Below are 21,613 nucleotides of genomic sequence, written 5' to 3'. Positions count from 1 at the left end.
TGTCCCCTACCCGGCGCGGAAGTAGCGCTCCAGCTCCTCGAGGGACTTGTCCTTGGTCTCCGGGGCCACGCAGTACACCCACACGATCGCTATGAGCTGGAGCACCACGAAGATCATGATCGTGTACCCCACGCCCAGCGCGTCCGTGAGCACGGGGAACGTGAGCCCCACCAGGAACGTCATCATCCACAGGATCCATGCGCACACACCCATGCCCACGCCGCGCACGTTGAGCGGGAAGATCTCGGACATGTACAACCACGTCACGGTGCCGATGCAGCACTGCATGAACCCCACGAACACCACGATGCACGCGAGGATCACCCACGCGCGCGCCGGACTGCCCTCGGGGATCGTCAGGTAGGACACCGCGAAGCCCGTCAACGACGTTGCCGTCCCCACCAACCCGGTCAGCAACAGTGTCCGGCGGCCCACGTGCTTGAGCAGGTACATGGCCAGGGCCACAGCCACGACCCCCATGATCCCGGGGATGATGTTGGCGTAGAACGCCCCGTTGCCGCCGAAGCCCACGTCCTGCAGCACCGTGACGCCGTAGTACTGGATCGCGTTGATCCCCGAGATCTGGTTGATCACGGCCATGGACGCGCCCAGCACGAAGATTCGCCTGATCCACGGGACGCGGACCAGATCCGTGATCCGGGCCGCGGGGCGGTGCTCGTCCTCGTGGGCGAGTTCCAGGACGGTCTCGCCCTCGCGCCGGTCGTAGGAGTCCTCGCGGATGCGGCGCAACACCTGGAACATCTTCTCCACCGCTCCGTGGCGGGCCAGCCAGCGGGGGGACTCCGGCACCACGATCATCCCGATCCACAGCACGAGCGCGGGGACGGTCGCGAGCACGAGCATGACGCGCCACACGTGCGGGAGGTGCCCGAACGCCGTCGCCAACCCCGCGTTGAACACGAAGGCGAGCGCCTGGCCGCCCACGATCATCAGCTCGTTCTGAGCGACCACGCGACCGCGCAGGTGCGAGGGGGCGAGTTCGGCGAGGAACACGGGCACGATCACGGAACACGCGCCCACGGCCATCCCCAGCAGGCAGCGGAACATCACGAGCACCGCGACGGTGGGTGCGATCGAACACCCGATCGTGGCGACCACGAAGACCACAGCCAGTATCATCAGCACCCGGCGGCGGCCGTAGCGGTCGGCGAGCTTGCCGCCGAACGCCGCGCCCCACGCCCCGCCGAACGGCAGGATCGAGGCCACGAGACCCTCAAGGAACGGCGTCAACCGCAGATCCGCCACGATGGACGGCAGCGCTCCGTTGATCACCCCGGTGTCGTAACCGAACAGCAATCCGCCGAACGTGGCCACCGTGGCGATCAGCCGCAACCGGCCGTTCATCTCCTGGCGTCGCGGTGGCTCCGTGCGCGACGGACTCGCCTGGGTCTCGGGCATGGGACTCCTTTCCTCCGTGAACGTCTTACCACGAACGACGCATTGCGTGGCCCGCGGGGCTGCTCGGCGCCGACCCGCTCGACGTCCTGTCGTCAGGTCAGTCCTCGGTGCCCGCGATCCTGGCCGCGGGCTCCACCGCCGTGGCGCTCGCGAGCGTGGCCGCGTGGCTCGTGACGGCCGTGCTGTCCCGGGACGAGCAGCACGCGGAGGCCTCGTAGGCCGAGACCGGGCGGCGGCGGTCAGTTCGCACCGGGGCCCGAACGGATCCCGTGATCGTGGAGCTCGTCCCGCAACGCGCGCCACATCCTGTCATACGTGAACCGCTCGGTGACCACGGCCCTACCCGCCTCCGCGAGCGCCTCCCGCTCGGCCGGGTGGCGCAGACGTCGACGGCCCGCTGCGTCCCGTCGTCGGGGAACAGTTCCGGTGCGCAGCCGAACGGGATAGCGGCCACCTGATCGGCCCGGAACCCTGCATCCACGAGGATGTTGATCTGGTTCCGGCTCAGCGTGAGGATCAGATCCACCGCCGAGAACCGGCGGACGAGCGTGCGTCTGCGATCGGGATCCGCTCGTCGGATCCATTCCACGAGCCAGCACGAGATCATCACCAGGGGTGTGCCTGCGTACGGCGGCACGTCCCGCCGCTTGAGCTGCGCGGCGAGTGCCGTGACGGGTTCGAAGCACCCCCAGGACGAGTTCGGCGTTCCGCACCCCGGGCACGGCCCTGAGGGGCACGTCCACCATAGTGTGGGTCCGATGCTCCACGACGTCCCGCAGTTTCCGGGGTAGCCTGCCGCGCAGGGGTCGGACACCGGTGACCGGGAAACCCGGACCCGGAAACAGGTCGATGCCGTACGGGCACGCCGTGTGGTCACCCGCGTGGAGAACCAGTGTCCTCACCGCACCCGTCCTCCCCCCGCACCGGCTTGGACCGGCGGCCTTACACGCGGTCGTCCACCAGCGTGACCGTTTCCGTGACCACGTGCGCGACCCCGGCCTCCAGCAGGTTGTCCACCACGGCCACGAGCGGGGTCATGGAGTCGTCCACCTCGAGCTCTACGGGGTAGTCCCGGACCAGCAGGGCCAGCAGCGTCTCCACGGCCGCACCCGCCTCACGCGCGGAACCGTCACCGGAAGAGGCGCCCGGCACGTAGCCCAGCAACACGTCCGCGGCTTCGAACCGGGTGGCCCGGTCCTCGGGATCCTGCGGATCGAACGGGCGGTAGCTCACGGCGAACGCGGTAATCGGTGCGGGACCGTCACTCCCCGGAGCGCCCGCGCGCAGCACCAGGGCTCCGAACGCTCCGGCGGTGTCCGAGAGCAACTGCCGGTTCACCGCGCCGATCCCGATCTCCGCGACCGGGTCCCAGTCGTGGACCGAGCGGTAGAACTCCCACACGGCGCGTGTTAGTTCCACGGAACCGGTCGCGAGATCTTCCACGGAGCGCACCCACGAGCCGTCCGCGGTCTGTCCGAGCGCGGGTTCGGGCAGGGCACCCGCGGCCACGCGCACCACGCGCGAGCGCATGGCCGGGGTCAGGCCCTCCGCCTTCGCGAAGCTCTCCCCCGCGGAGCCGGGGGTCACGCGGGAGCGCAGCGCCGTGACGCTCGACGGCGCGTCCGCGGCCACTTTCCGCAAGCGTGCCAGGAGCTCCCGGCCGATGCCTTCGTGCTGCCGGTCCGGAGCCACCTCCACGTACGCCCACAACCGGCGCGGGTGCCACGGGGACTCGTAGACCACCCCGGCCGCGACGGGCACGCCGGCGTCGACGGCCACGAGCGTGCGGGAGAACGCGGCGTCGTCGTCGGCACCCAGTCGCGCACGGAAGGCCTGCGCGGGTGCCGACGGCGCGTCCGGCCAGACCTCGAGCAGACGCAGGTCGTCGTCCTCGCGCCACGGACGGTACTCGATGCTCATGCGGTGCCTACTTCTCGAGGTGGTCGGCGAGGTACTGCTGGACGCGGTCCAGACCCACGCGCTCCTGGGTCATCTCGTCGCGTGAGCGCACGGTCACGGCCTGGTCCTCGAGGGTGTCGAAGTCCACGGTGATGCAGAACGGCGTGCCGATCTCGTCCTGGCGGCGGTAGCGGCGGCCGATGGCCCCGGCGTCGTCGTAGTCGATGTTCCAGCGCTTGCGCAGCTCGGCGTCCAGGTTCTGCGCGGCGGGGCGCAGGTCCTCCTTCTTGGACAACGGCAGCACGGCGGCCTTGACCGGAGCGAGGCGCGGGTCCAAGCGCAGCACGGTGCGCTTGTCCACGCCGCCCTTGGTGTTGGGGGCCTCATCCTCCACGTATGCGTCCACGAGGAACGCCATCATGGAACGGGTCAGCCCGAATGACGGCTCGATCACGTACGGGGTATAACGCTCTCCCGAGGCCTGGTCGAAGTACTGCATCTTGGTGCCTGAGTGTTCGGTGTGGTTGCTCAGGTCGAAGTCCGTGCGGTTGGCCACGCCCATGAGCTCGCCCCACTCGGAGCCCTGGAAACCGAAACGGTACTCGATGTCGATCGTGCCGTCCGAGTAGTGCGCGCGGTCGTCCTCGGGGACGTCGTAGCGGCGCATGTTGTCGGGGTTCACACCCAGGTCCACGAACCAGTTCCAGCACGCCTCGACCCACTCGTCGAAGTACTGCTTGGCCTCGTCCGGGTGGATGAAATACTCGATCTCCATCTGCTCGAACTCCCGCGTGCGGAAGATGAAGTTGCCCGGGGTGATCTCGTTGCGGAACGCCTTGCCGATCTGCCCGATCCCGAACGGGGGCTTCTTGCGCGCCGCGGTGACCACGTTGAGGAAGTTCACGAAGATGCCCTGAGCGGTCTCCGGGCGCAGGTAGTGCTTGCCCTCCTCGTTGTCCACGGGACCCAGGAAGGTCTTCATGAGCCCCGAGAACTGCTGGGGGTCGGTCCACTTGCCGTCCTGGCCCGTCTCGGGGTCCTTGACGTCCGCGAGCCCGTTGACCGGCGGGTGCCCGTGCTTGGCCTCGTACGCTTCGAGCAGGTGGTCCGCGCGGTAGCGCTTGTGGGTGTGCAGGGACTCCACGAGCGGGTCTGTGAAGGTCTCCACGTGCCCGGAGGCTTGCCACACCGCAGACGGCAGGATGATCGAGGAGTCCAGGCCCACCATGTCCGCGCGGCCGCGCACGAAGGTCTGCCACCACTCGCGCTTGATGTTCTCCTTCAGTTCCGCACCCAAGGGCCCGTAGTCCCACGCGGAGCGCGAACCGCCGTAGATCTCACCCGCCTGGAACACGAAGCCCCGGCGCTTGGCCAGGGAGATGACATTGTCCAGGGTGGATTTGGCAGTCATGCGGTCTCACGTCCGTTTCTCGCCCGACCGCTGGCTGCGGCCGCGCGTGGAGTACTGGGTGGGTCGTTCACGGCGCCGACGACGACGCCGCGGGGCCGCCCACGCGGGACCGGCACCGAAGGGTGCGGGTGCGGTGGGGACGAGAACGCCCGACGGCGCGCGAAGGCGCTGTCACCAGGGTAACGAGGATGCCGAATCCCCGCCTAACCGCGCGGCCCTCGCTCATGAGGGACCGCGCCCGGTCGGTCACGACCCCGGGCGCGGTCCTGCGGGCACGGCTTCCCCCTTCTGGTCGTCAGCTCCCGGCCACTCAGACGAACGCGGAAACCCCCGTGAGCGCCCGGGAGACGATGAGCGAGTTGATGTGGTAGCTGCCCTCGTACGTGTAGATGGCCTCGAGGTCCCCCAGGACCTTGGCGATCTCGTAGTCGCTCAGCAGGCCGTTGCCGCCCAGGGCGTCACGCGCCAGTGAGGCCGAGCGCCGGCCGAGCCGGGTCGCGGTGGACTTGGCGAGGGCCGCGTGCATCATGTCCATCTCGTCGCACGTTTGCAGGCGGGTGACTTGCACCATGAGCGCGGAGCTCGCCGCGAGGTTGCCCGCGATCTCCGCCATGGCCTGCTGGACCATCTGGAAGCTCGCGAGAGGCTTGCCGAACTGTTCCCGCCGCAGGGTGTACTCGCGCAGGACGTCCAGGATGGCCTGTTGGGCGCCCACCGCTTGCCACCCGACCCATGCGCGCGAGTCCTTGAGCAGCATGTTGGCGGCGTCGAAACTCACGGCCCCGGGGAGCAGGGCGTCCGCGGGGACACGCAGGTCCGTGAACGTCACGTCCGCGTTCTGCATGATGCGCAGACCCATCTTGTTGCCGATCTTGGTCGCGGCGTACCCGGGTGTCCTGGTGGGCACGGCGAAACACTTGACCTGACCGTCGGCCGTGTCCCGCGCCCACACGAGGGCCAGTTGGGCCACGGTTCCGGCGCCGATCCAACGTTTTCGACCGTTGATGGCCCACTCGTCACCCTCGCGGGTGGCGGTGGTGGCCAGGCCGCCGGCGATGTCCGAGCCGTGCTCGGGTTCAGTGAGGCAGAACGCCCCGATCGTGGAGAGGTCCGAGAGCCCGGGGAGCCACGTGTCCTGTTGCTGCTGCGACCCCAGTTCCACGAGGGTCCCCACTATCAACTCGTTGTGGATCCCGATCAGCGCGGACAGGGACACGTCCGCCCGGGCGAGCTGCGCATGCACGAGTCCCTGGAACAACCGGGACGAGCCGTCCCGGAACAGATTGCCCAGGCCGAGCTCGGCGAGCCGGGGCAGCATCTCCAGGGGCAGGTGCTCCCGGTTCCACGGGTCGATCGACTGACGGCGGACGTTGTCCTGCAGGTGCTTCTCGATCCCCGCCAAACGGGTGCGTTCGTCATCGCAGAGCAGCTGCTGGATCTTCAGCAGGTCCACTCCGGGGAGCTCGGACGCGGCACGGGGACGAGAGGAGGTGATGGCGGTGGTCATCCTGGCCCTCGGGTGCTCGGTAATCCAATGGTGATCTTTTCAACTATAGACCGTCCAAGTACATATCTGTGTCACAGATCACATTAATTCGAGGGGGGCCGGTCATGACCGTCACGGACGAGTTTCGCGCCGCACGCTACCACCTGGTGTCGCTCCAGCAGGAGTGGGAACGGGCCCGGGAGGAGTTCGTGTGGCCGCGCGTCGATCACTTCAACTTCGGCCTGGACTGGTTCGACCAACTCGCCGCATCCCCCGAGCGCCGGGACCAGGACGCGCTGATCATCCTGGAGGAGGACGGCTCCCGCCTGACCCGCACGTTCGCGCGACTGAGCCAGGACTCCGCGCGGGTCGCCAACTGATTGCGCGAGCACGGTGTGCGCCGCGGGGACCGCGTGATCCTCATGCTCAACAACCAGGTGGAGCTGTGGGAGTGCATGCTTGCGTGCATCAAGCTGGGGGCGGTGGTGATCCCCTCGACCACCCAGATGGGACCCACCGACCTCACGGCCGGGTGGAACGCGCCGGCGCCTCGCGGGCGGTGGGCGGCGTGGAGGATGCCGCCAAGTTCGCCTCCGTGCCCGGGGACTACGCGGTCGTGTACGTCCCGGGGGTCCGGGCGGGTTCCGAACCGGTCGCCGCCCCCGAGCTTCCCCACCGCACGTGCCTGGACTACCGGGACGCGTACGCGAGCTCGGACGAACTGGAACCGGACTCGCCCACGGGCGGGGACGCTACCCTGCTGCTGTACTTCACGTCCGGGACCACGTCCACGCCGAAACTCGTGGAGCACACCCACACGTCCTACCCCGTGGGCCACCTCTCCACGATGTACTGGATCGGTCTGGAACCCGGTGACATCGTCTCGGTGGACGAGAACGGGGTGTTCAGCTACATGGGCCGCTCCGACGACGTGTTCAAGTCCAACGACTACAAGATCTCCCCGTTCGAGCTCGAGTCCGTGCTCGTGGAACACCCCGCGGTGCTGGAAGCGGCCATCGTCCCCACCCCGGACGAGCTGCGCCTCGCGGTCCCCAAGGCCTGCGTCACGCCCGCGCCCGGCCGCATGGCCGACGCCGCGACCGCCACGGAGATCCTGGCCTACTGCCGCACCAAGGTGGCACCCTACAAGCGGATCCGCCGGATCGAGTTCCTCGAACTGCCTAAGACCATCTCGGGCAAGATCCGTCGCGTGGAACTGCGCTCGGTGGAGACGCGGCGCTCCGAATCCGGCCGAGCGCCGGAGGGGTACGGGACGGAGTACCGCGAGGAGGATCTGTCCCTGGACCAGTAATGGCCGCCCGGTGACGGCCCTCCCGTGACGGTCGCCCGGTGACGGACGTTCGATGACAGGCCCTTGGTACCCTGACCGGGCCGCGGGAGGGCACCGACGGCATCCGATGAGGAAGGCGGGTTCCCTATGTCGACCACTCCCGGGCTCCCCAGGGACCCCATTGCCGAGGCCCAACGCAACTGGATGCGGCACGGGTGGGAGGACACCGCCGCGCCCATGGCGGCGGTCACGGCCATCATGCGCGTGCAACAGATCCTGCTGTCCCGGGCCGAGGCCGTCCTCAAACCGTTCGGGCTCACATTCGCGCGCTACGAGCTGATCGCGCTGCTGAGTTTCTCGCGCGAGCACCAGATGCTCATGAAGAAGGCCAGTGCCCTGTTGCAGGTCCACCCGACCTCCGTGACCAACGCGGTGGACCGCCTCGAGGACGCGGGCCTGGTGCGCCGCGAACCGCTGCCCAGTGACCGGCGGGCCATCACCATCGTGCTCACGGATCGGGGGACGGCCGTAGCCGCCGAAGCCACCGAGGCGCTCAACCGTGACCTGTTCCGCGACACGGGGTTCGCGCCGGACGAGGTGGACTCGCTCATCACGATCCTGCGGCGCTTCCGCGCACACGCCGGGGACTTCGCGATCGAGGGCTGACGCCCCTGCGACGCCAGGCCCCGCCATTTAAGCCCCGCCGCGCACGCTCCCCGCTCAATCCTTGCTGGTCAGGCCATGCCACTCAGGCCCCGCGCTCGCTCTCGGCGCGGATGGTCTCGATGATCCCCGAGAAGTCCCGGTGGGCGCCGTCGCCGGCCGCGAACTCGCGGTACAGCTGCGCGGCGAGCGGGCCCATGTGGGCCGCGACCCCGGTATCGGTCAGTGCGGAGACGGCCAGGTTCAGGTCCTTGGCCATCAGGGCTCCGGCGAAGCCCGGCCGGAAATCGCGGTTGGCGGGACTCGCGGGAACGGGCCCGGGCACCGGGCAGTTCGTGGTCAGGGACCAGCACTGTCCCGAGGCCTGCGAGACGACGTCGTACATCGCGTCGTGCGTGAGCCCCAGTTTCTCGGCGAGCACGAACGCCTCGCTCACCGCGATCATGGACACGCCCAGGATCATGTTGTTGCAGATCTTCGCGGCCTGCCCCATGCCGTTGCCCCCGCAGTGCACGATCCGCCCGCCCATGATCTCGAGCAGCGGGAGCACCTCCCGGTATACGTCCTTCGGGGCGCCCACCATGAACGCGAGCGTTCCCGCCTCCGCCCCGACGACGCCGCCCGAGACCGGTGCGTCCGCCGCCCGGTGGCCCGCCGCCACGGCGAGTTCGGCGACGTCCTGCGCGTCGGAGATGTGAGGAACGTGGTCCCGGCGGGTGACGCCGCGAGCAGACCGGGCGCGGCGTCGTCGCCCGTGTAGGCCTGCCGGACGTGCCGACCCGAGGGGAACATGGTGATGACGACCTGCGCCTCACGGACCGCGGCCGCGGGCGAGTCCACCACCGTGACCCCGGCCGCGCGGGCGGCGTCCATCGCGGCGGGGACCACGTCGAACCCCAGGACCGGGACGCCCGCAGCCACCAAGTTGGCGGCCATGGGCCCGCCCATATGGCCCAGGCCCAGGAAGGCCACCCGGAGATCTGTTGTGCCGGAGGTGTTCATGGTGCTTCCTGACGGTTCGGAACCCGGGGGTTCGGGACGTTCGGTTCGGGCGTTCGGCTCGGGTCGCGAAGTGCGGGTCGCGAGGCGCGGGACCTATGGGGCGGGAACCACGGGCCGGGCCCCGTGGAAGGGAACCCGCGGGCGTCCGCGGGCCCGCTCAGCTGCCGGCGGGCATCACGAAGCTCGAGCCCTCCTTGGCCCCGGAGGGCCAGCGCGTGGTCACGGTCTTGGTCTTCGTGTAGAACTTCAACCCGTCCGTGCCGTGCTGGTTGAGGTCGCCGAAACCGGAGGCCTTCCACCCGCCGAAGGTGTAGTACGCGATGGGCACGGGGATCGGGACGTTCACGCCCACCATCCCCACGTCCACCCGGGACGTGAAGTCGCGCGCGGTGTCCCCGTCGCGCGTGAAGATGGCCACGCCGTTGCCGTACTCGTGCTCGGAGGGTAGGCGCAGGGCCTCCTCGTAGTCCTCGGCACGCACAACACACAGCACGGGGCCGAAGATCTCGTCTTTGTAGATCTGCATGTCCGGTGTGACGTGGTCGAACAGGGTGGCCCCGACCCAGAAGCCGTCGGGGTGACCCGCGACCTCCGCGCCGCGCCCGTCTACGAGCAGCGTGGCGCCCTCCTGCTCACCGATGCCGATGTAGCGCTCGATGCGTTCCTTGGCGTCCGGGCCCACGACCGGGCCGAAGTCCGAAGCCGGGTCGAGGGACGGGCCCAGGGTGAGTTGGTCAATGCGCTCGCGCAGCAGGTCGACCAACCGGTCTGCGGTGGCCTCCCCCACGGGCACCGCCACGGACACCGCCATACAGCGCTCCCCCGCGGAGCCGTAGGCGGCGCCCATGAGGGCGTCCGCGGCCTGCTCGAGGTCCGCGTCCGGCATGATGACCATGTGGTTCTTGGCGCCCCCAAAGCACTGGGCGCGCTTGTTGTGCTGCGCGGCAGCCACGTAGATGGACTGGGCGATCGGACTCGAACCCACGAATCCCACGGCCTTGACGCGCGGGTCCTCGATCAGCGCGTCCACGGCGGTCTTGTCCCCGTGGACCACGTTCAGCACGCCCTCGGGCATCCCGGCCTCGACGGCGAGTTCCGCGAGCCGCACGGGCACGGACGGGTCGCGTTCCGAGGGCTTGAGCACGAACGTGTTGCCCGCTGCGAGCGCGATGCCGGTCTTCCACAGCGGGATCATGGCCGGGAAGTTGAATGGTGTGATCCCCGCGACCACGCCAAGGGGCTGGCGGACCGAGTGGACGTCGATCCCCGTGCCGGCGTTCGCGGAGAACTCCCCCTTGAGCAGGTGGGGTGCCCCGGCGGCGAATTCCACGACCTCGACGCCGCGCTGAATGTCCCCGCGCGCGTCCTCCAGCGTCTTGCCGTGTTCGTTGGACAGCAGCTCGGCCAACTCGTCCGCGTTCTCGTTAATCCGGTCCACCCATTTGAGCAAGAGCCGCCCCCGGCGTTGGGGGTTGAGCGCGGACCATACGGGGAACGCCTCCTGGGCCGAGGTGACGGCGCGCTCGACCTCGTCCGCGGTGGCCAGGGGCACCTGCGCCGCGACCGTGCCCCGCACGGGGTTGTAGACGTCCCCGAATCGCCCGGACTCCCCCGGGACGCGTGTGCCTGCGATGAAATGTGGGATCTGGGTCATGGTCGTCTCTTTGCGGCGCTCCATTGTGACGTGCGTCTCACGAAAAATCTAACGACAAACCATTACACGTGCAATCAATCGTGGGGCGACGGATTCCCGACCACACCACGCAGAATCGCGCCTCAGGAACTGCGGTGTGAACCCCACGGGAGTGTGACGACCACGAGGCCCACGAGGGTGGCCAGCGTGCCCGCGACCGTGACGGGGGTGACCACGGTGGCCGCGGTGGGCACGGCGACGTCGAGCACGAGCGCCCCCAGCAGCATGCCCGTCACGAGCCCCAGGCTGGTCTGCAACACACCCACGTGCCGGGCCAGCACCGCCCCGGCGGCCACGAACACGATGCCCAGGATCCCGCCCGTATAGAGCCACCACTCGTGGGGCCACTGCACGGGGCCGGGGCGCGTGAGCCAGCGGGCCACACCGGCCACGACCACGAGTGCCACGGTCCCGGCCGCGAAGTTCGTGAGCGTGGATGTGAGGGGCGTCCCGGTGGCCGCGGCAATGTGAGCGTTCCACGCCGTCTGCACCGTGTTGAGCACACCCGCCAGAACCGGCAACGCCACCGCGCCCACGAGCGCCGGGGTGGACATGTGCAGGGGACCCGCCGAGAACCGCGGCACCATGGCCACGGCCACGGCGGCCAGGATCAGGACGGTGCCGAGCACCCTGTAGCGGCTCAGCGGTTGCATCCCGCCGGGGCCGATCCCCCACCGGTCCACGAGCATCCCGCCCAGGGACTGGCCCACCACGAGACCCAGGATGAACACGGACACGCCCAGCAGCGCCGTCGTGAGCGTCTGCGCGATCACGAGGTACGCGCCGAAGACCCCGGCCAGGAAGTACCACCAGCGGATCCGCCGCGTACGCAGCACGCCCGGCAACCGCGCCGCGCCGCGCCGGCCCGCAGGCAGTAGGACGGAGCCCACGAGCAACACTGCGCACCCGATCCCGAAGCTCACGAGCGCGGCGAGGTACGGGTCCCCCATGGCGCGGCCCAGCGCGCCGTTGAACCGCGACTGGACGGCCAGGCACGAGCCCGCCAGGATACTCAGCACGACCCCCGTGAGAAGGACGAGCGGGCTCCGGGCGTGCGCGTGTGGAGCCACGCGCCTTATCGTCGGCAGCGTCAGATGGTTATAAGAGACAGGGGTGGGAGAAGTCACCGATGTAGGCTACTCCCGAGCCTGCGAGGATGGACCCATGCATCACGACGACTACGAAGAACTCCCGATCCGTGACGAGATGATCCGATTGGGCCAAGCGCTCAAGCTCGCGAACCTCGCGGAGGACGGCCAACACGCCAAGCACTTGGTGTCCGAGGGGCAGGTCACGGTCAACGGCGCGGTGGAACTGCGCCGCGGCGCGCAACTGCACGCCGGAGACGTGATCGCGGTGGTCGGGGCGGAGCTGCCGCCCGTGCGCATCGTGACGGGCTGACGCCCTACGAGGTCGCGTCCACGGCGGCCTGGAGATACTCCTTAATGTGCGCGAGTTCCTCCGGGCAGACCCCGTGACCGATGCCCCGGTACTGGATCTTGGTCAGCTCGGTGTGATCGTTGGCCCACTCGGCGGTGCCGTCTACGAGCACCGAGGTGATCACGGGGTCCTCCGGGTCCCGGCCCCAGAACATGCGCAGCGGCTCGGCGCGCAGCCGGTCGTCCCGGAAGAAATCAGCTTGGGCGTCGTCGGGCGCCACGGGGATCACGAACCCGGACATCCCCACGACGGCGTCCACGAGCTCGGGGACGTGACGCGCCACGGTCGTGGCCATGGCCATGCCCTGGGAGAACCCCAGTAGGAAGACGTGCGTGTGCTGCTGGGACTCTTCGCGCAACCACTCGATCACGGCCTCGGCCGCGGCGACCACGGCGTCCGTGGTGAACGCGAGATCTGCGGCCAGCGGGAACCACTGGAACCCCATGCCCGCACGCTGCGGTGCGCGCACGGACGCGTACGTGTAGCCCTGCGGTAGCGCGAAGCTCAGGGCCATGAGGTCTTCCTCGTACGAACCGTAGCCGTGGAACATGACCACCAAGGGTGTTCCGGCGCGGTCCTGCGGTTCGTTGTTCCAGATCACGTGGGGAGCTTGCTGCATGGTTCCATCCTGACATGCCCACCCGGCACTGCCCGCGGGCCTGAGTCGTTCAGGCGGGTGTGTTAGAAACCGGGTATGGATAAGAGCACGCACTCCCGAGCCCCCTCCGACCCGAAGCACCCTTGGCACCGCATGGTCTCGATCGGCGATTCTTTCACGGAGGGCGTCGGCGATCCCGACGACGCCGTACCCGGCGGTGTGCGCGGTTGGGCCGATCGCGTGGCCGAGGAGCTCGCGCGCCACACCGACGACTTCGCGTACGCCAACCTCGCGATCCGCGGTCGGCTCTTCCAGGGCATCGTGGACGAACAGCTGGAACCGGCCATCGAACTGCGCCCGGACCTCGTGACCATCAGCGCGGGCGGCAACGACATGCTGCGACCCGGTGCGGATCCGGACGACATCGCGGTGCGGCTCGACGCCGTGATCGAGAAACTCGCCGCCACGGGTGCCACGGTCACGATGTTCGACGGCCCGGACATCGGCAACACCCCCGTGCTGCGCAGCATCCGCGGGCGCGTGGCGATCTTCAACGAGAACCTGCGCGTGGTGGCCGCCCGGCACGACGCCGTGATGGTGAACCTCTGGGGACTGCAGCAACTGGGGGAACCTGCCATGTGGGCACCGGACCGGTTGCACTTCTCGCCCCTGGGCCACCAGCTCATCGCGTGCGAGGTCCTGGACTCCCTGGGGGTCGAGCACGACCTGGTCCCCGGCGAGCTCGGGGACCGTCCCGTGCGCACGTGGCGCGAGGCGCGTCGCGAGGACCTCGTGTGGGCCGGGAAGTACCTGGTCCCGTGGGTCGGCCGCCGGATCCGGCGTCGCAGCTCCGGGGACAACATCACCGCCAAGCGCCCTTCGTTCGGGCGCACCACGATCCCCGGTGCGGGCGAGGGCATCCCTGTCGAGGACCGGGAGGCCTGAGCCGGCCCGGGGCCGGGTCACCCAGTCCCGCCAGTCAGGGCCGCGCTCACTGAGGCCGGCCCGTTCCCACCGGGTCTCACCGCTGAAGCCGACCCGTCAGGGCTCCATGCTCAGTCCCGCAGCACGGTCTCCCGCAGCAACATGCCCACCTGCGGGGTCTCGATGAGGAACCCGTCGTGCCCGCTCGGGGACGTGATCGTGTGCAGCTCCTGCTCCCCCGGCAGCGCAGCCACGAGTTCGGCGGATTCCGAGGGGAAGAACAACCGATCGGAGTCCACCGCGGCCACGAGCCACTCGCACCGGGTGCGGGCGAGGACGTCCCGTAGCTCGCCGCGGCCCCGAGCGACGTCGTGCGACATCAAGGTCTCGTTGACACTCAGGTACGAGTTCGCGTCGAAGCGGCCCGCGAGTTTGGACGCCTGGTGGTCCAGGTAGCTCTCCACCTGGTACCGACCGCGGTCCGCGACGTGGGTGGCCTCGGGGTCCTCACGGGGTTGGGGTTCGCGGCCGAAGCGCGTCTCCAGCTCGTGCGCGCTGCGATAGGTGATGTGCGCGATCCGCCGCGCGAGCCCCAGACCCGCCTCCGGGTACTCGCCCGCGTAGTAGTCGCCGCCCCGGAAGTTCGGGTCCTGGCGGATCGCGAGCGACTGTGCCTGTCCCCACGCGAGCTGCTCGGCACCCACGCGCGCGTTGGCCGCGATCACGGCGCACGCGGCCACCCGATCCGGGTGGGACACGGCCCACTCGAGGGCGCGCGCCCCGCCCATGGACCCGCCGATCACGAGCCGCCACCGGGAGACTCCGAGCGCCCGCGCGAGCAGGGCCTCCGCGGTCACCGAGTCCCGCACGGTCACGCGCGGGAAACGCGAGCCCCACGGGACGCCGTCCGGTGCGGGGCTCGCGGGTCCCGTGCTGCCGTAGCACCCACCCAGGATGTTGGCGCACACCACGAAGTAGCGGTCCGTGTCGATCGCGGCACCCGGGCCCACGAGTCCGTCCCACCAACCGTCCGCCGCGGCGGCCGCGCCCTCGGGAGCGCTCGCGGCGTCCTCATGCCCCGCACCACCGCGCGCCACGTGCGTGTCACCCGTGAGCGCGTGCTCGATCAGCACCGCGTTGGAACCGTCCGCCGCGAGCTCGCCCCACGTCTCGTACGCGAGGTGCACGTCCGGCAGCCGGAACCGGGACTCGAGCACGAGCTCGCCGAGTTCGGCCCGCCGTACGACGCCGTCGCGCCGCGTGCGCGGCCCGTTGCCCACGACCGTCATGGTCAGTTCCCCGTGTCCTCCGCCGACGACGCCGCGTCGCCGGCAGCGTCGCCGCGCGCACCCACCGCGGCGAATCCGGACTCGAGGTCCGCGAGGATGTCGTCGATGCCCTCGACACCCACGGACAGCCGCACGAATCCCGGTTCCACGCCGGCCGCGAGCTGCTCCTCGTCCTTGAGCTGGGCGTGCGTCGTGGAGGCGGGGTGGATCACGAGGGAGCGCACGTCACCGATGTTCGCCACGTTGGAGTGCAGGCTCAGGGCGTCCACGAACGCGACACCGGCGTCCCGGCCGCCGTCGAGCACGAAACCGAGCACCGACCCGGCACCCTTGGGCGCGTACTTCAGGGCGCGGTCGTGCCAGCGCGAGGACTCCAGACCGGCGTAGGACACCGAGCGCACCTCGGGGCGGGCCTCGAGCCACTCGGCGACCTTCTGCGCGTTGGCCACGTGACGTTCCATGCGCAACGACAGCGTCTCGATGCCCTGCTCGATCAAGAACGCGTTGAACGGAGAGATCGAGGTCCCCAGATCGCGCAGCAACTGCACGCGCGCTTTGAGGATGTACGAGAGGTTGACGCCGAAGGCCCCGTCGGCACCGAGATCGCGGGCGTAGACGAGTCCGTTGTACGTCTCGTCCGGTTGGTTGAAACCGGGGAAGCGCTCAGGGTCCCGCGAGTAGTCGAACGCTCCGGTGTCCACGATGAACCCGCCGATCGCCGTGCCGTGGCCGCCCAGGAACTTGGTGGCCGAGTGCAGCACGATGTCCGCGCCCCACTCGATGGGCCGCACCAAGTAGGGCGTGGCGATCGTGTTGTCCACGATGAGCGGGACACCCGCCTCGTGGGCGATCCCGGCGATCGTCTCGATGTCGAGCACGTCGTTGCGGGGGTTCGGGATGGATTCACCGAAGAACGCCACGGTGTTCTCGCGCACCGCGTCCCGCCACTGCGCGGGATTGTCCGGGTCCGAGACGAACGTGGTCTCCACGCCCATGCGCGGCAGCGTGTGCTTGAGCAGGTTGTACGACCCGCCGTACAGGGACGGGCTGGCCACCACGTGGGTTCCGGCGCCGCCCAGGTTGAGGATCGCGAGCGTGGCCGCGGCCTGTCCGGAGGAGACCATCAGGGCCCCCACGCCGCCCTCGAGGGACGCGACCCGGTGCTCCACGACCTCCGTGGTGGGGTTGGTCAGGCGCGAGTAGATGGGACCCATCTCCTCGAGCGCGAACCGGGCCGCCGCCGTGCGGGCGTCCGGGAACACGAAGGACGTGGTCTGGTGGATCGGCAGGGCGCGCGACCCGGTCACAGGGTCGGGGTTCTGGCCCGCGTGGATCTGTCGGGTCTCGAACGACCAGCCCTGGGGATTGTCGGGGGTGGGAGCGGTGCTCATGGCCGTACTCCTTCTCGGAAGGATCAGGGGTCCGGTGGCGATCCGCACGGTGCCCGTGCTGTGACCGGGCACCAATGACCCGCGCTTGCCGCACGACGTCGGTCGACGCCACGGCCAGGTCCTCACCCAGGGCACCCCACCGCGGAAGGGAGGGTTGCCGGTCAGCTAGCTGGGGCTTCGCGCTGACTCTCGTGACCTATTACCTCATTGTCCGAACCCGGCGGGGCGGGAGTCAAGCCGGGGACGCTGCGAGCGGGCTCGGGGTCAGTGGCCGCTCGTTCCTGCTGTTCCATCTCCCGGGTGTGCAGTTCCCGGTCCTTCGTCTCACGTGGATGGAAGTAGAACAGACCCGTGAGCACCGCGATCACGAACACCGCGAGCATCACGAAGAACAACGGCCCCACACCGGTCAGGTAGATGACGGGGATGGCCAGCGCCGTGACCAACCCGCCCCCGAAGAACGGTTCGAACACCAGCTGCTTGTCACCGAACGCCTCGAACACCGGGTCTTGGCCTCCGGGTCCACCACGCGCATGAGGATCAGCCCGGTGGCGGTCACACCCATGGACGGGTGGAAGTCACCGATACCGCGCCCGAACCAATAGCGACCGATGATGCGGGGTGCCAACCACAGGAAAATGGCCACGTTGAACGCGATGCCGACCACCGCCAGGATGGTGAACGCCGCCAACCACGGCCGCGATGGACATGTGCCGGGAGAACGGTTCCACGGAGGACGGGCGGCTGGTCATGGTGCCGGCGGGGTAGTACTCGTCGCTGCGGAACAGGCTCTGGACCCAACCCACCTTGACGCGCACGAACTTCCCCAGGAACAGGGCGACTCGGAGGATCAGGAGTGTGAAACCGACGGCATTTGCGGACACGGGAACCACCTCGTAGTGATCGGGATCGATATCGGTCTCAGGTCATATAGCGAGGGTTCGGTCGGAGACTCCCCGGCTGATGCTGCGAACTCCAGCCTCTGAGACGCGCGTCTCGTTGACCTGGACCAACACAGTCCCCGCCCGAATCAGCCGTCCCGATGCCAGGTCTCGGGAGGTGCGGAGAGCCGGCCCTGCCCACCGGACCGGGCGGCGCAGGTCACACACTCGCCGGGCTCGCGCTCGATTTGGTGGCCCGTGTGGCCGGTGCCACCATGGCGTCATGAACTTGGATCACGTTTCCTTCGCGGCTCAGCCCGACGGCCTCGAGGCCACCACCGAACGCATCGCGAACCGGTTGGGGATCGAACCGGTCAAGGGCGGTGTGCACCCCCGTTTCGGCACCCGGAACATGATCCTGCCGCTCACCGACCACCAGTACGTGGAGGTCGTCACGGTGCTCGAGCACCCCGCCGCGGAGAAGGCGCCGTTCGGTCAGGCCGTCCGTGCCCGTTCCGACGCCGGCGGCGGCTGGCTCGGCTGGGTCGTAGAGGTCCCCGACCTCGCGCCCTTCGAGGCCAAGCTGGGCCGCCCCTCCGTGCCCGGTGGCCGGTTGTTCCCCGACGGTCGGCAGCTCGAATGGCATCAGATCGGCGTGAAGGGTTTGATCTCCGACCCGCAGTTGCCGTTCATGGTGCACTTCGATTCCGAGGACGAGATGCACCCGTCCCAGGCGCGGATCACGGACGTCCGGTTGAGCGGGATGGAGATCGCCGGCTCCCCCGACCGCGTCACGGAGTGGCTCGGCGGTCCCGTGGAGGACGTCCTGGGCTCGCTGGACGTCACCTGGTGCGCCCCCAACGGCACCCCCGGGGTCATGGCCGTCTCGTTCGACACCCCGGACGGCACCGTCACCATTTGATCTGGTTCCCTTCGGTGCGGCCGACGACGCCGCTCCGCCCGGTCTCCGGCATCAGCCCGCGAGCAGTTGCGGGGCCAGGAAGCCCACGGTGTCCAGGAGGGCGTGGGCGATCAGCAGCGGCATGAGTCGACCGCCGCGGCGGTAGAGCCACACGAACACGAGTCCCATGACCAGGTTCCCGAGCGTGGGTCCGAACCCCTGGTACAGGTGATAGCTGGCCCGCGCCACCGCGGAGGCCACCGCCACGAGCCACCACGACCATCCGAGGGATCGCAAGCGCTCGCACAGGAACGCCACCACGATCATCTCTTCCACGATCGAGTGGCGCAGCGCGGAGAGCACGAGCAAAGAAACCGCCCACCAGGTCTGCTCCATGGTGGATGTGGTGATCTGCGCGGTGATCTCCAGGGACCGGCCCACCTGATAGAGCACCAGGGTGCCGCCGCCCATCACCGCGAACAAACCCATTCCCCACAGCGTGTCCCACACGGGTCTGCGCCCATCCACCCCGATCCTGCACAGCACGCCGGGGATCCCCCGCGCCACCCCGGCCATGAGGTACAGGGCCAGCAGCACGGGGACGAGCGCGAAGCCGATGCCCGTGAGCTGACGCAACGCGTCGATCAGGGGGACGCTGCTCAGGGGCCGGTTGAGCGTCGTCGTGGTGTCGGCCAGCGAGGACCGCATGAGCACCTCGGCCAGATCCAGCACGGCGTAGACCGCGGACGCCCCGAGGGACACGCCGAGCACCAGGACGATCTGAAGCCACGTGTCGGCGCGCGACATGCCGCGCTGCGAAGGGGTGGGAGTCTGCACGGGACCATTGTGGCCGCTCGCGAGCGGGACCACGTCTGCGCGTCCCCACCCGTCCCTAGACTGTGGGCATGACTTCCGAGCAGCTGTCCTATCCCGTGGCCCCGAGCCGCCCGGTGGAACGCACGTTCCACAGGCACACCTTCGCCGATCCCTACGAGTGGCTCCGGGACAAGGACTCCCCCGAGGTGCGCTCGCACCTGGACGCCGAGAACGCCTACGCGGAGGCCACGACCGAGGATCTGGCGCCCCTGCGCGAGCGGATCTACGGGGAGATCAAGGACCGCACGCTCGAGACGGACCTGTCCGTGCCGTCGCGTCGCGGGGACTGGTGGTACTTCACGCGCACGGTCGAGGGCGGCGCCCACCAGATCTTCTGCCGCGTCCCGGTCACCGACCCCGCGCAGTGGACACCGCCCACCGTGGAACCGGGCACCGCACTGGACGGCGAACAAACCCTCCTGGACGCTAACGCCGCATCCCAGGAGCACGACTTCTACGCGCTGGGCGCCTTCAGCGTGTCGGAGGACGGCTCCAGGTTGGCCTGGTCCGAGGACACCGCAGGTGACGAACGGTTCACGATCCAGGTCAAGGATCTCGCCACGGGACAACTGCTCGCGGACCGGATCGAGCAGACCTCGTACGGCGCGTTCCTCACACCGGACGCCTCCCAGCTGATCTACATCGTCGTGGACGAGTCGTGGCGGCCGTGGCGCGTGTACCGGCACGTCATCGGCCGGGACGCATCCTCCGACGAGCTGCTGTTCCAGGAGGACGACCCCGGCCTGTGGCTCGGGGCCGAGCTCTCCGCGGACAAGCGGTGGCTCATGCTGTCCTCGTCCTGCTCCGAGTACAGCGAGTACCGGATCCTGCCGTTGACCGAGCTGACCGGCTCCCCCACGGATGAGCCGGTCGCCGATGCGTCCGACGACGCCGCTGGGCCGGCTTCCCTGCCCTGGCGCGTCATGATCTCGCGCGAGGACCGGGTGCTCTACGAGGTGGAACCCCTCACGGTGGCCGGCCAGGACTACGTGCTCCTGACCCACGACGCGCACGCCCCCAACGGCCGGGTGAGCCTCATGCCGCTCGGGCACGCGGGCCGTGCCCTCGCGGACCTCGAGCTCACGGACGTCATCCCGGCGTCGGAGGACGTGCGGATCGAGTCCTGTGTTCCCACCGCCACCCACCTGGTCGTGGCCCTGCGCGCGGACACCACGCCCCGGGTCCGCCTGATCCCGCGCCGCGCGGTGGACGAGATCGTTGCGGGCCCACGCGAGGCCGTGCCCTCGACATCGGACACGGGCTCAGGACGCCTTGCGGAGTCGGACGACGCCGCGGCGTCGAGCGCGGCGGCCGGTGCGGCGTCGCCGTCGCTGCTGGACGGGGCCGAGGCCGCGTTCGACGAGGAGCTCTACACGAGTGGCGTGCTCTCCGCGGAGTACGAGAACCCCGTGGTGCGGGTGTCCTACACGTCCTTCGTGACGCCGCCGCGCGTCTACGACATCCCCACGGCCGAACCCGGCGAGTCCGGGACGAACGAGTACGGCGTGGGCGAGCCCGTCCTGCGGCGCGAGGCCACCGTGCTGGGCGGGTACCGCAGCCAGGACTACACCGTGGAACGGGACTGGGCCGTGACCGAGGACGGGACCCGGATCCCCGTGAGCATCGTGCGCCGCGCGGACCTGGACCCCCGCACCCGTGCTCCAGTACGCCTACGGGTCCTACGAGATCAGCACGGACCCCGGCTTCTCCGTGTCCCGGTTGTCGCTGCTGGACCGGGGCGTGATCTGGGCGGTCGCGCACGTGCGCGGCGGTGGCGAACTCGGCCGCGGGTGGTACGAGAACGGTAAGAAGGACACCAAGACCAACACGTTCACCGACTACGTGGCCGTCACCCGCCACCTCGCCGCCCGCCCGGACGTGGACGCCCAGCGGATCGCCGTGATGGGTGGCTCGGCCGGCGGCCTGCTCGTGGGAGCCGTGCTCAACCTCGCGCCCGAGCTGTACTGTGCGGCGCTCGCGGCGGTCCCGTTCGTGGACCCGCTGACGTCCATGCTCATGCCCGAGCTGCCGCTCACCGCCCTCGAGTGGGAGGAGTGGGGCAACCCCGTGGACTCGGCCGAGGTCTACGAGTACATGCGTTCGTACTCCCCCTACGAGAACCTCCGGGACGCGGACTACCCGCCCGTCCTGGCGGTCACGAGCCTCAACGACACCCGCGTGCTGTACGTGGAACCGGCCAAGTGGGTCGCCGCCCTGCGCACTCATGCCCGGCACCCGGAGACCGTGGTGCTGCGCTGTGAGATGGCGGGCGGCCACGGTGGCGCGTCCGGACGCTACTCGCAGTGGAAGGACACCGCCTGGGAGTACGCGTGGCTCGCGCGCTACCTGGGGGTCGCGGCCTGATCGGGGGAGCCGTCCGGGGCCAGGGCATCGCGGGTGGCGGAGCTGAGCCAGTCCCCCACCTCACCGCGCAGCACCAGTTCCGCGG

The 21,613-nt window shown here is 69.5% G+C and carries 16 protein-coding genes, 3 pseudogenes and 1 riboswitch; of the genes and pseudogenes, 6 read left to right on the top strand and 13 right to left on the bottom strand.

The window, feature by feature from the left end; all coding sequences use genetic code 11:
• Window positions 1-6 precede the first annotated feature (6 nt).
• From J1M36_RS11670 to J1M36_RS11655, 4 genes are all read right to left on the bottom strand, one after another.
• Window positions 7-1,419 (bottom strand): sugar porter family MFS transporter, encoded by a 1,413-nt coding sequence (locus J1M36_RS11670; protein WP_206479757.1) that lies wholly within the window; start codon window positions 1,417-1,419, stop codon window positions 7-9.
• 942 nt (window positions 1,420-2,361) lie between these two features.
• Window positions 2,362-3,339 (bottom strand): GNAT family N-acetyltransferase, encoded by a 978-nt coding sequence (locus J1M36_RS11665; RefSeq protein WP_098053320.1) that lies wholly within the window; start codon window positions 3,337-3,339, stop codon window positions 2,362-2,364.
• 7 nt (window positions 3,340-3,346) lie between these two features.
• The gene (locus tag J1M36_RS11660; RefSeq protein WP_098053321.1) at window positions 3,347-4,729 is read right to left on the bottom strand and encodes a glycine--tRNA ligase; all 1,383 of its coding nucleotides are present in this window, start codon (window positions 4,727-4,729) and stop codon (window positions 3,347-3,349) included.
• A 310-nt stretch (window positions 4,730-5,039) separates the two neighbouring features.
• Complete coding sequence (locus J1M36_RS11655; RefSeq protein ID WP_098053322.1) at window positions 5,040-6,236, bottom strand: acyl-CoA dehydrogenase family protein; 1,197 nt, start codon at window positions 6,234-6,236, stop codon at window positions 5,040-5,042.
• 104 nt (window positions 6,237-6,340) lie between these two features.
• On the opposite strand from J1M36_RS11655, the pseudogene J1M36_RS11650 reads away from it, so the two are divergent.
• Both J1M36_RS11650 and J1M36_RS11645 read left to right on the top strand, forming a co-directional pair.
• A pseudogene (locus J1M36_RS11650) lies at window positions 6,341-7,527 on the top strand (AMP-binding protein).
• A 126-nt stretch (window positions 7,528-7,653) separates the two neighbouring features.
• Window positions 7,654-8,172: a MarR family winged helix-turn-helix transcriptional regulator gene (locus J1M36_RS11645; RefSeq protein WP_064846749.1), complete on the top strand. Its 519-nt coding sequence runs from the start codon at window positions 7,654-7,656 to the stop codon at window positions 8,170-8,172.
• A gap of 82 nt (window positions 8,173-8,254) precedes the next feature.
• On the opposite strand, the pseudogene mmsB reads toward J1M36_RS11645, so the two are convergent.
• The 3 genes and pseudogenes from mmsB to J1M36_RS11630 form a co-directional block, all read right to left on the bottom strand.
• Window positions 8,255-9,171: pseudogene (gene mmsB, locus J1M36_RS11640) on the bottom strand (3-hydroxyisobutyrate dehydrogenase).
• Between the two features lie 157 nt (window positions 9,172-9,328).
• A complete protein-coding gene (locus tag J1M36_RS11635) occupies window positions 9,329-10,825 on the bottom strand; it encodes a CoA-acylating methylmalonate-semialdehyde dehydrogenase (protein WP_206479756.1) in 1,497 nt (498 codons plus the stop codon).
• 122 nt (window positions 10,826-10,947) lie between these two features.
• A complete protein-coding gene (locus tag J1M36_RS11630) occupies window positions 10,948-11,883 on the bottom strand; it encodes a DMT family transporter (RefSeq protein WP_193519712.1) in 936 nt (311 codons plus the stop codon).
• 145 nt (window positions 11,884-12,028) lie between these two features.
• On the opposite strand from J1M36_RS11630, the gene J1M36_RS11625 reads away from it, so the two are divergent.
• Complete coding sequence (locus J1M36_RS11625) at window positions 12,029-12,265, top strand: RNA-binding S4 domain-containing protein (RefSeq protein WP_064846925.1); 237 nt, start codon at window positions 12,029-12,031, stop codon at window positions 12,263-12,265.
• A gap of 4 nt (window positions 12,266-12,269) precedes the next feature.
• Here J1M36_RS11625 and J1M36_RS11620 read toward each other — a convergent pair whose 3' ends face one another.
• Entirely contained in the window at window positions 12,270-12,923 is a 654-nt protein-coding gene (locus J1M36_RS11620) for an alpha/beta hydrolase (protein WP_064846924.1), read from the bottom strand.
• A gap of 75 nt (window positions 12,924-12,998) precedes the next feature.
• Between J1M36_RS11620 and J1M36_RS11615 the strand changes: the two genes are divergently transcribed.
• Window positions 12,999-13,847, top strand: a complete 849-nt coding sequence (locus J1M36_RS11615) for an SGNH/GDSL hydrolase family protein (protein WP_206479753.1) — start codon at window positions 12,999-13,001, stop codon at window positions 13,845-13,847.
• Between the two features lie 110 nt (window positions 13,848-13,957).
• Here the strand turns inward: J1M36_RS11615 and J1M36_RS11610 are convergent, their stop codons facing one another.
• From J1M36_RS11610 to J1M36_RS11595, 4 genes are all read right to left on the bottom strand, one after another.
• Window positions 13,958-15,115, bottom strand: a complete 1,158-nt coding sequence (locus tag J1M36_RS11610) for a homoserine O-acetyltransferase (protein ID WP_085106630.1) — start codon at window positions 15,113-15,115, stop codon at window positions 13,958-13,960.
• A 2-nt stretch (window positions 15,116-15,117) separates the two neighbouring features.
• Entirely contained in the window at window positions 15,118-16,506 is a 1,389-nt protein-coding gene (locus J1M36_RS11605; protein ID WP_206479751.1) for a bifunctional o-acetylhomoserine/o-acetylserine sulfhydrylase, read from the bottom strand.
• Window positions 16,507-16,582: 76 nt separating this feature from the next.
• A riboswitch (SAM riboswitch) is annotated at window positions 16,583-16,703 on the bottom strand.
• On the bottom strand, window positions 16,668-17,009 hold the full coding sequence (locus J1M36_RS11600) for a hypothetical protein (protein WP_206479749.1): 342 nt from the start codon (window positions 17,007-17,009) through the stop codon (window positions 16,668-16,670). Its footprint overlaps the riboswitch before it by 36 nt.
• A gap of 75 nt (window positions 17,010-17,084) precedes the next feature.
• Window positions 17,085-17,390 (bottom strand): hypothetical protein, encoded by a 306-nt coding sequence (locus J1M36_RS11595; protein ID WP_206479746.1) that lies wholly within the window; start codon window positions 17,388-17,390, stop codon window positions 17,085-17,087.
• A gap of 280 nt (window positions 17,391-17,670) precedes the next feature.
• Between J1M36_RS11595 and J1M36_RS11590 the strand changes: the two genes are divergently transcribed.
• Entirely contained in the window at window positions 17,671-18,309 is a 639-nt protein-coding gene (locus J1M36_RS11590; protein ID WP_064846920.1) for a VOC family protein, read from the top strand.
• A 51-nt stretch (window positions 18,310-18,360) separates the two neighbouring features.
• Here the strand turns inward: J1M36_RS11590 and J1M36_RS11585 are convergent, their stop codons facing one another.
• The gene (locus tag J1M36_RS11585; RefSeq protein ID WP_342358344.1) at window positions 18,361-19,125 is read right to left on the bottom strand and encodes a CPBP family intramembrane glutamic endopeptidase; all 765 of its coding nucleotides are present in this window, start codon (window positions 19,123-19,125) and stop codon (window positions 18,361-18,363) included.
• 68 nt (window positions 19,126-19,193) lie between these two features.
• On the opposite strand from J1M36_RS11585, the pseudogene J1M36_RS11580 reads away from it, so the two are divergent.
• A pseudogene (locus tag J1M36_RS11580) lies at window positions 19,194-21,528 on the top strand (S9 family peptidase).
• Window positions 21,529-21,613 lie beyond the last annotated feature (85 nt).

This window comes from Kocuria sp. KRD140, from assembly GCF_017168375.1.
GTDB lineage: Bacteria > Actinomycetota > Actinomycetes > Actinomycetales > Micrococcaceae > Kocuria > Kocuria marina.
The sequence above is the reverse complement of the archived record's forward strand: the minus strand, read 5'-3'. Positions and strand labels throughout refer to the sequence as shown.

Excerpts from the sequence above, each read along its gene's own strand:
- J1M36_RS11670 (WP_206479757.1), bottom strand. The coding sequence starts at position 1,419 with ATGCCCGAGACCCAGGCGAGTCCGTCGCGCACGGAGCCACCGCGACGC.
- J1M36_RS11665 (WP_098053320.1), bottom strand. The coding sequence starts at position 3,339 with ATGAGCATCGAGTACCGTCCGTGGCGCGAGGACGACGACCTGCGTCTG.
- J1M36_RS11660 (WP_098053321.1), bottom strand. The coding sequence starts at position 4,729 with ATGACTGCCAAATCCACCCTGGACAATGTCATCTCCCTGGCCAAGCGC.
- J1M36_RS11655 (WP_098053322.1), bottom strand. The coding sequence starts at position 6,236 with ATGACCACCGCCATCACCTCCTCTCGTCCCCGTGCCGCGTCCGAGCTC.
- J1M36_RS11645 (WP_064846749.1), top strand. The coding sequence starts at position 7,654 with ATGTCGACCACTCCCGGGCTCCCCAGGGACCCCATTGCCGAGGCCCAA.
- J1M36_RS11635 (WP_206479756.1), bottom strand. The coding sequence starts at position 10,825 with ATGACCCAGATCCCACATTTCATCGCAGGCACACGCGTCCCGGGGGAG.
- J1M36_RS11625 (WP_064846925.1), top strand. The coding sequence starts at position 12,029 with ATGCATCACGACGACTACGAAGAACTCCCGATCCGTGACGAGATGATC.
- J1M36_RS11620 (WP_064846924.1), bottom strand. The coding sequence starts at position 12,923 with ATGCAGCAAGCTCCCCACGTGATCTGGAACAACGAACCGCAGGACCGC.
- J1M36_RS11615 (WP_206479753.1), top strand. The coding sequence starts at position 12,999 with ATGGATAAGAGCACGCACTCCCGAGCCCCCTCCGACCCGAAGCACCCT.
- J1M36_RS11610 (WP_085106630.1), bottom strand. The coding sequence starts at position 15,115 with ATGACGGTCGTGGGCAACGGGCCGCGCACGCGGCGCGACGGCGTCGTA.
- J1M36_RS11605 (WP_206479751.1), bottom strand. The coding sequence starts at position 16,506 with ATGAGCACCGCTCCCACCCCCGACAATCCCCAGGGCTGGTCGTTCGAG.
- J1M36_RS11590 (WP_064846920.1), top strand. The coding sequence starts at position 17,671 with ATGAACTTGGATCACGTTTCCTTCGCGGCTCAGCCCGACGGCCTCGAG.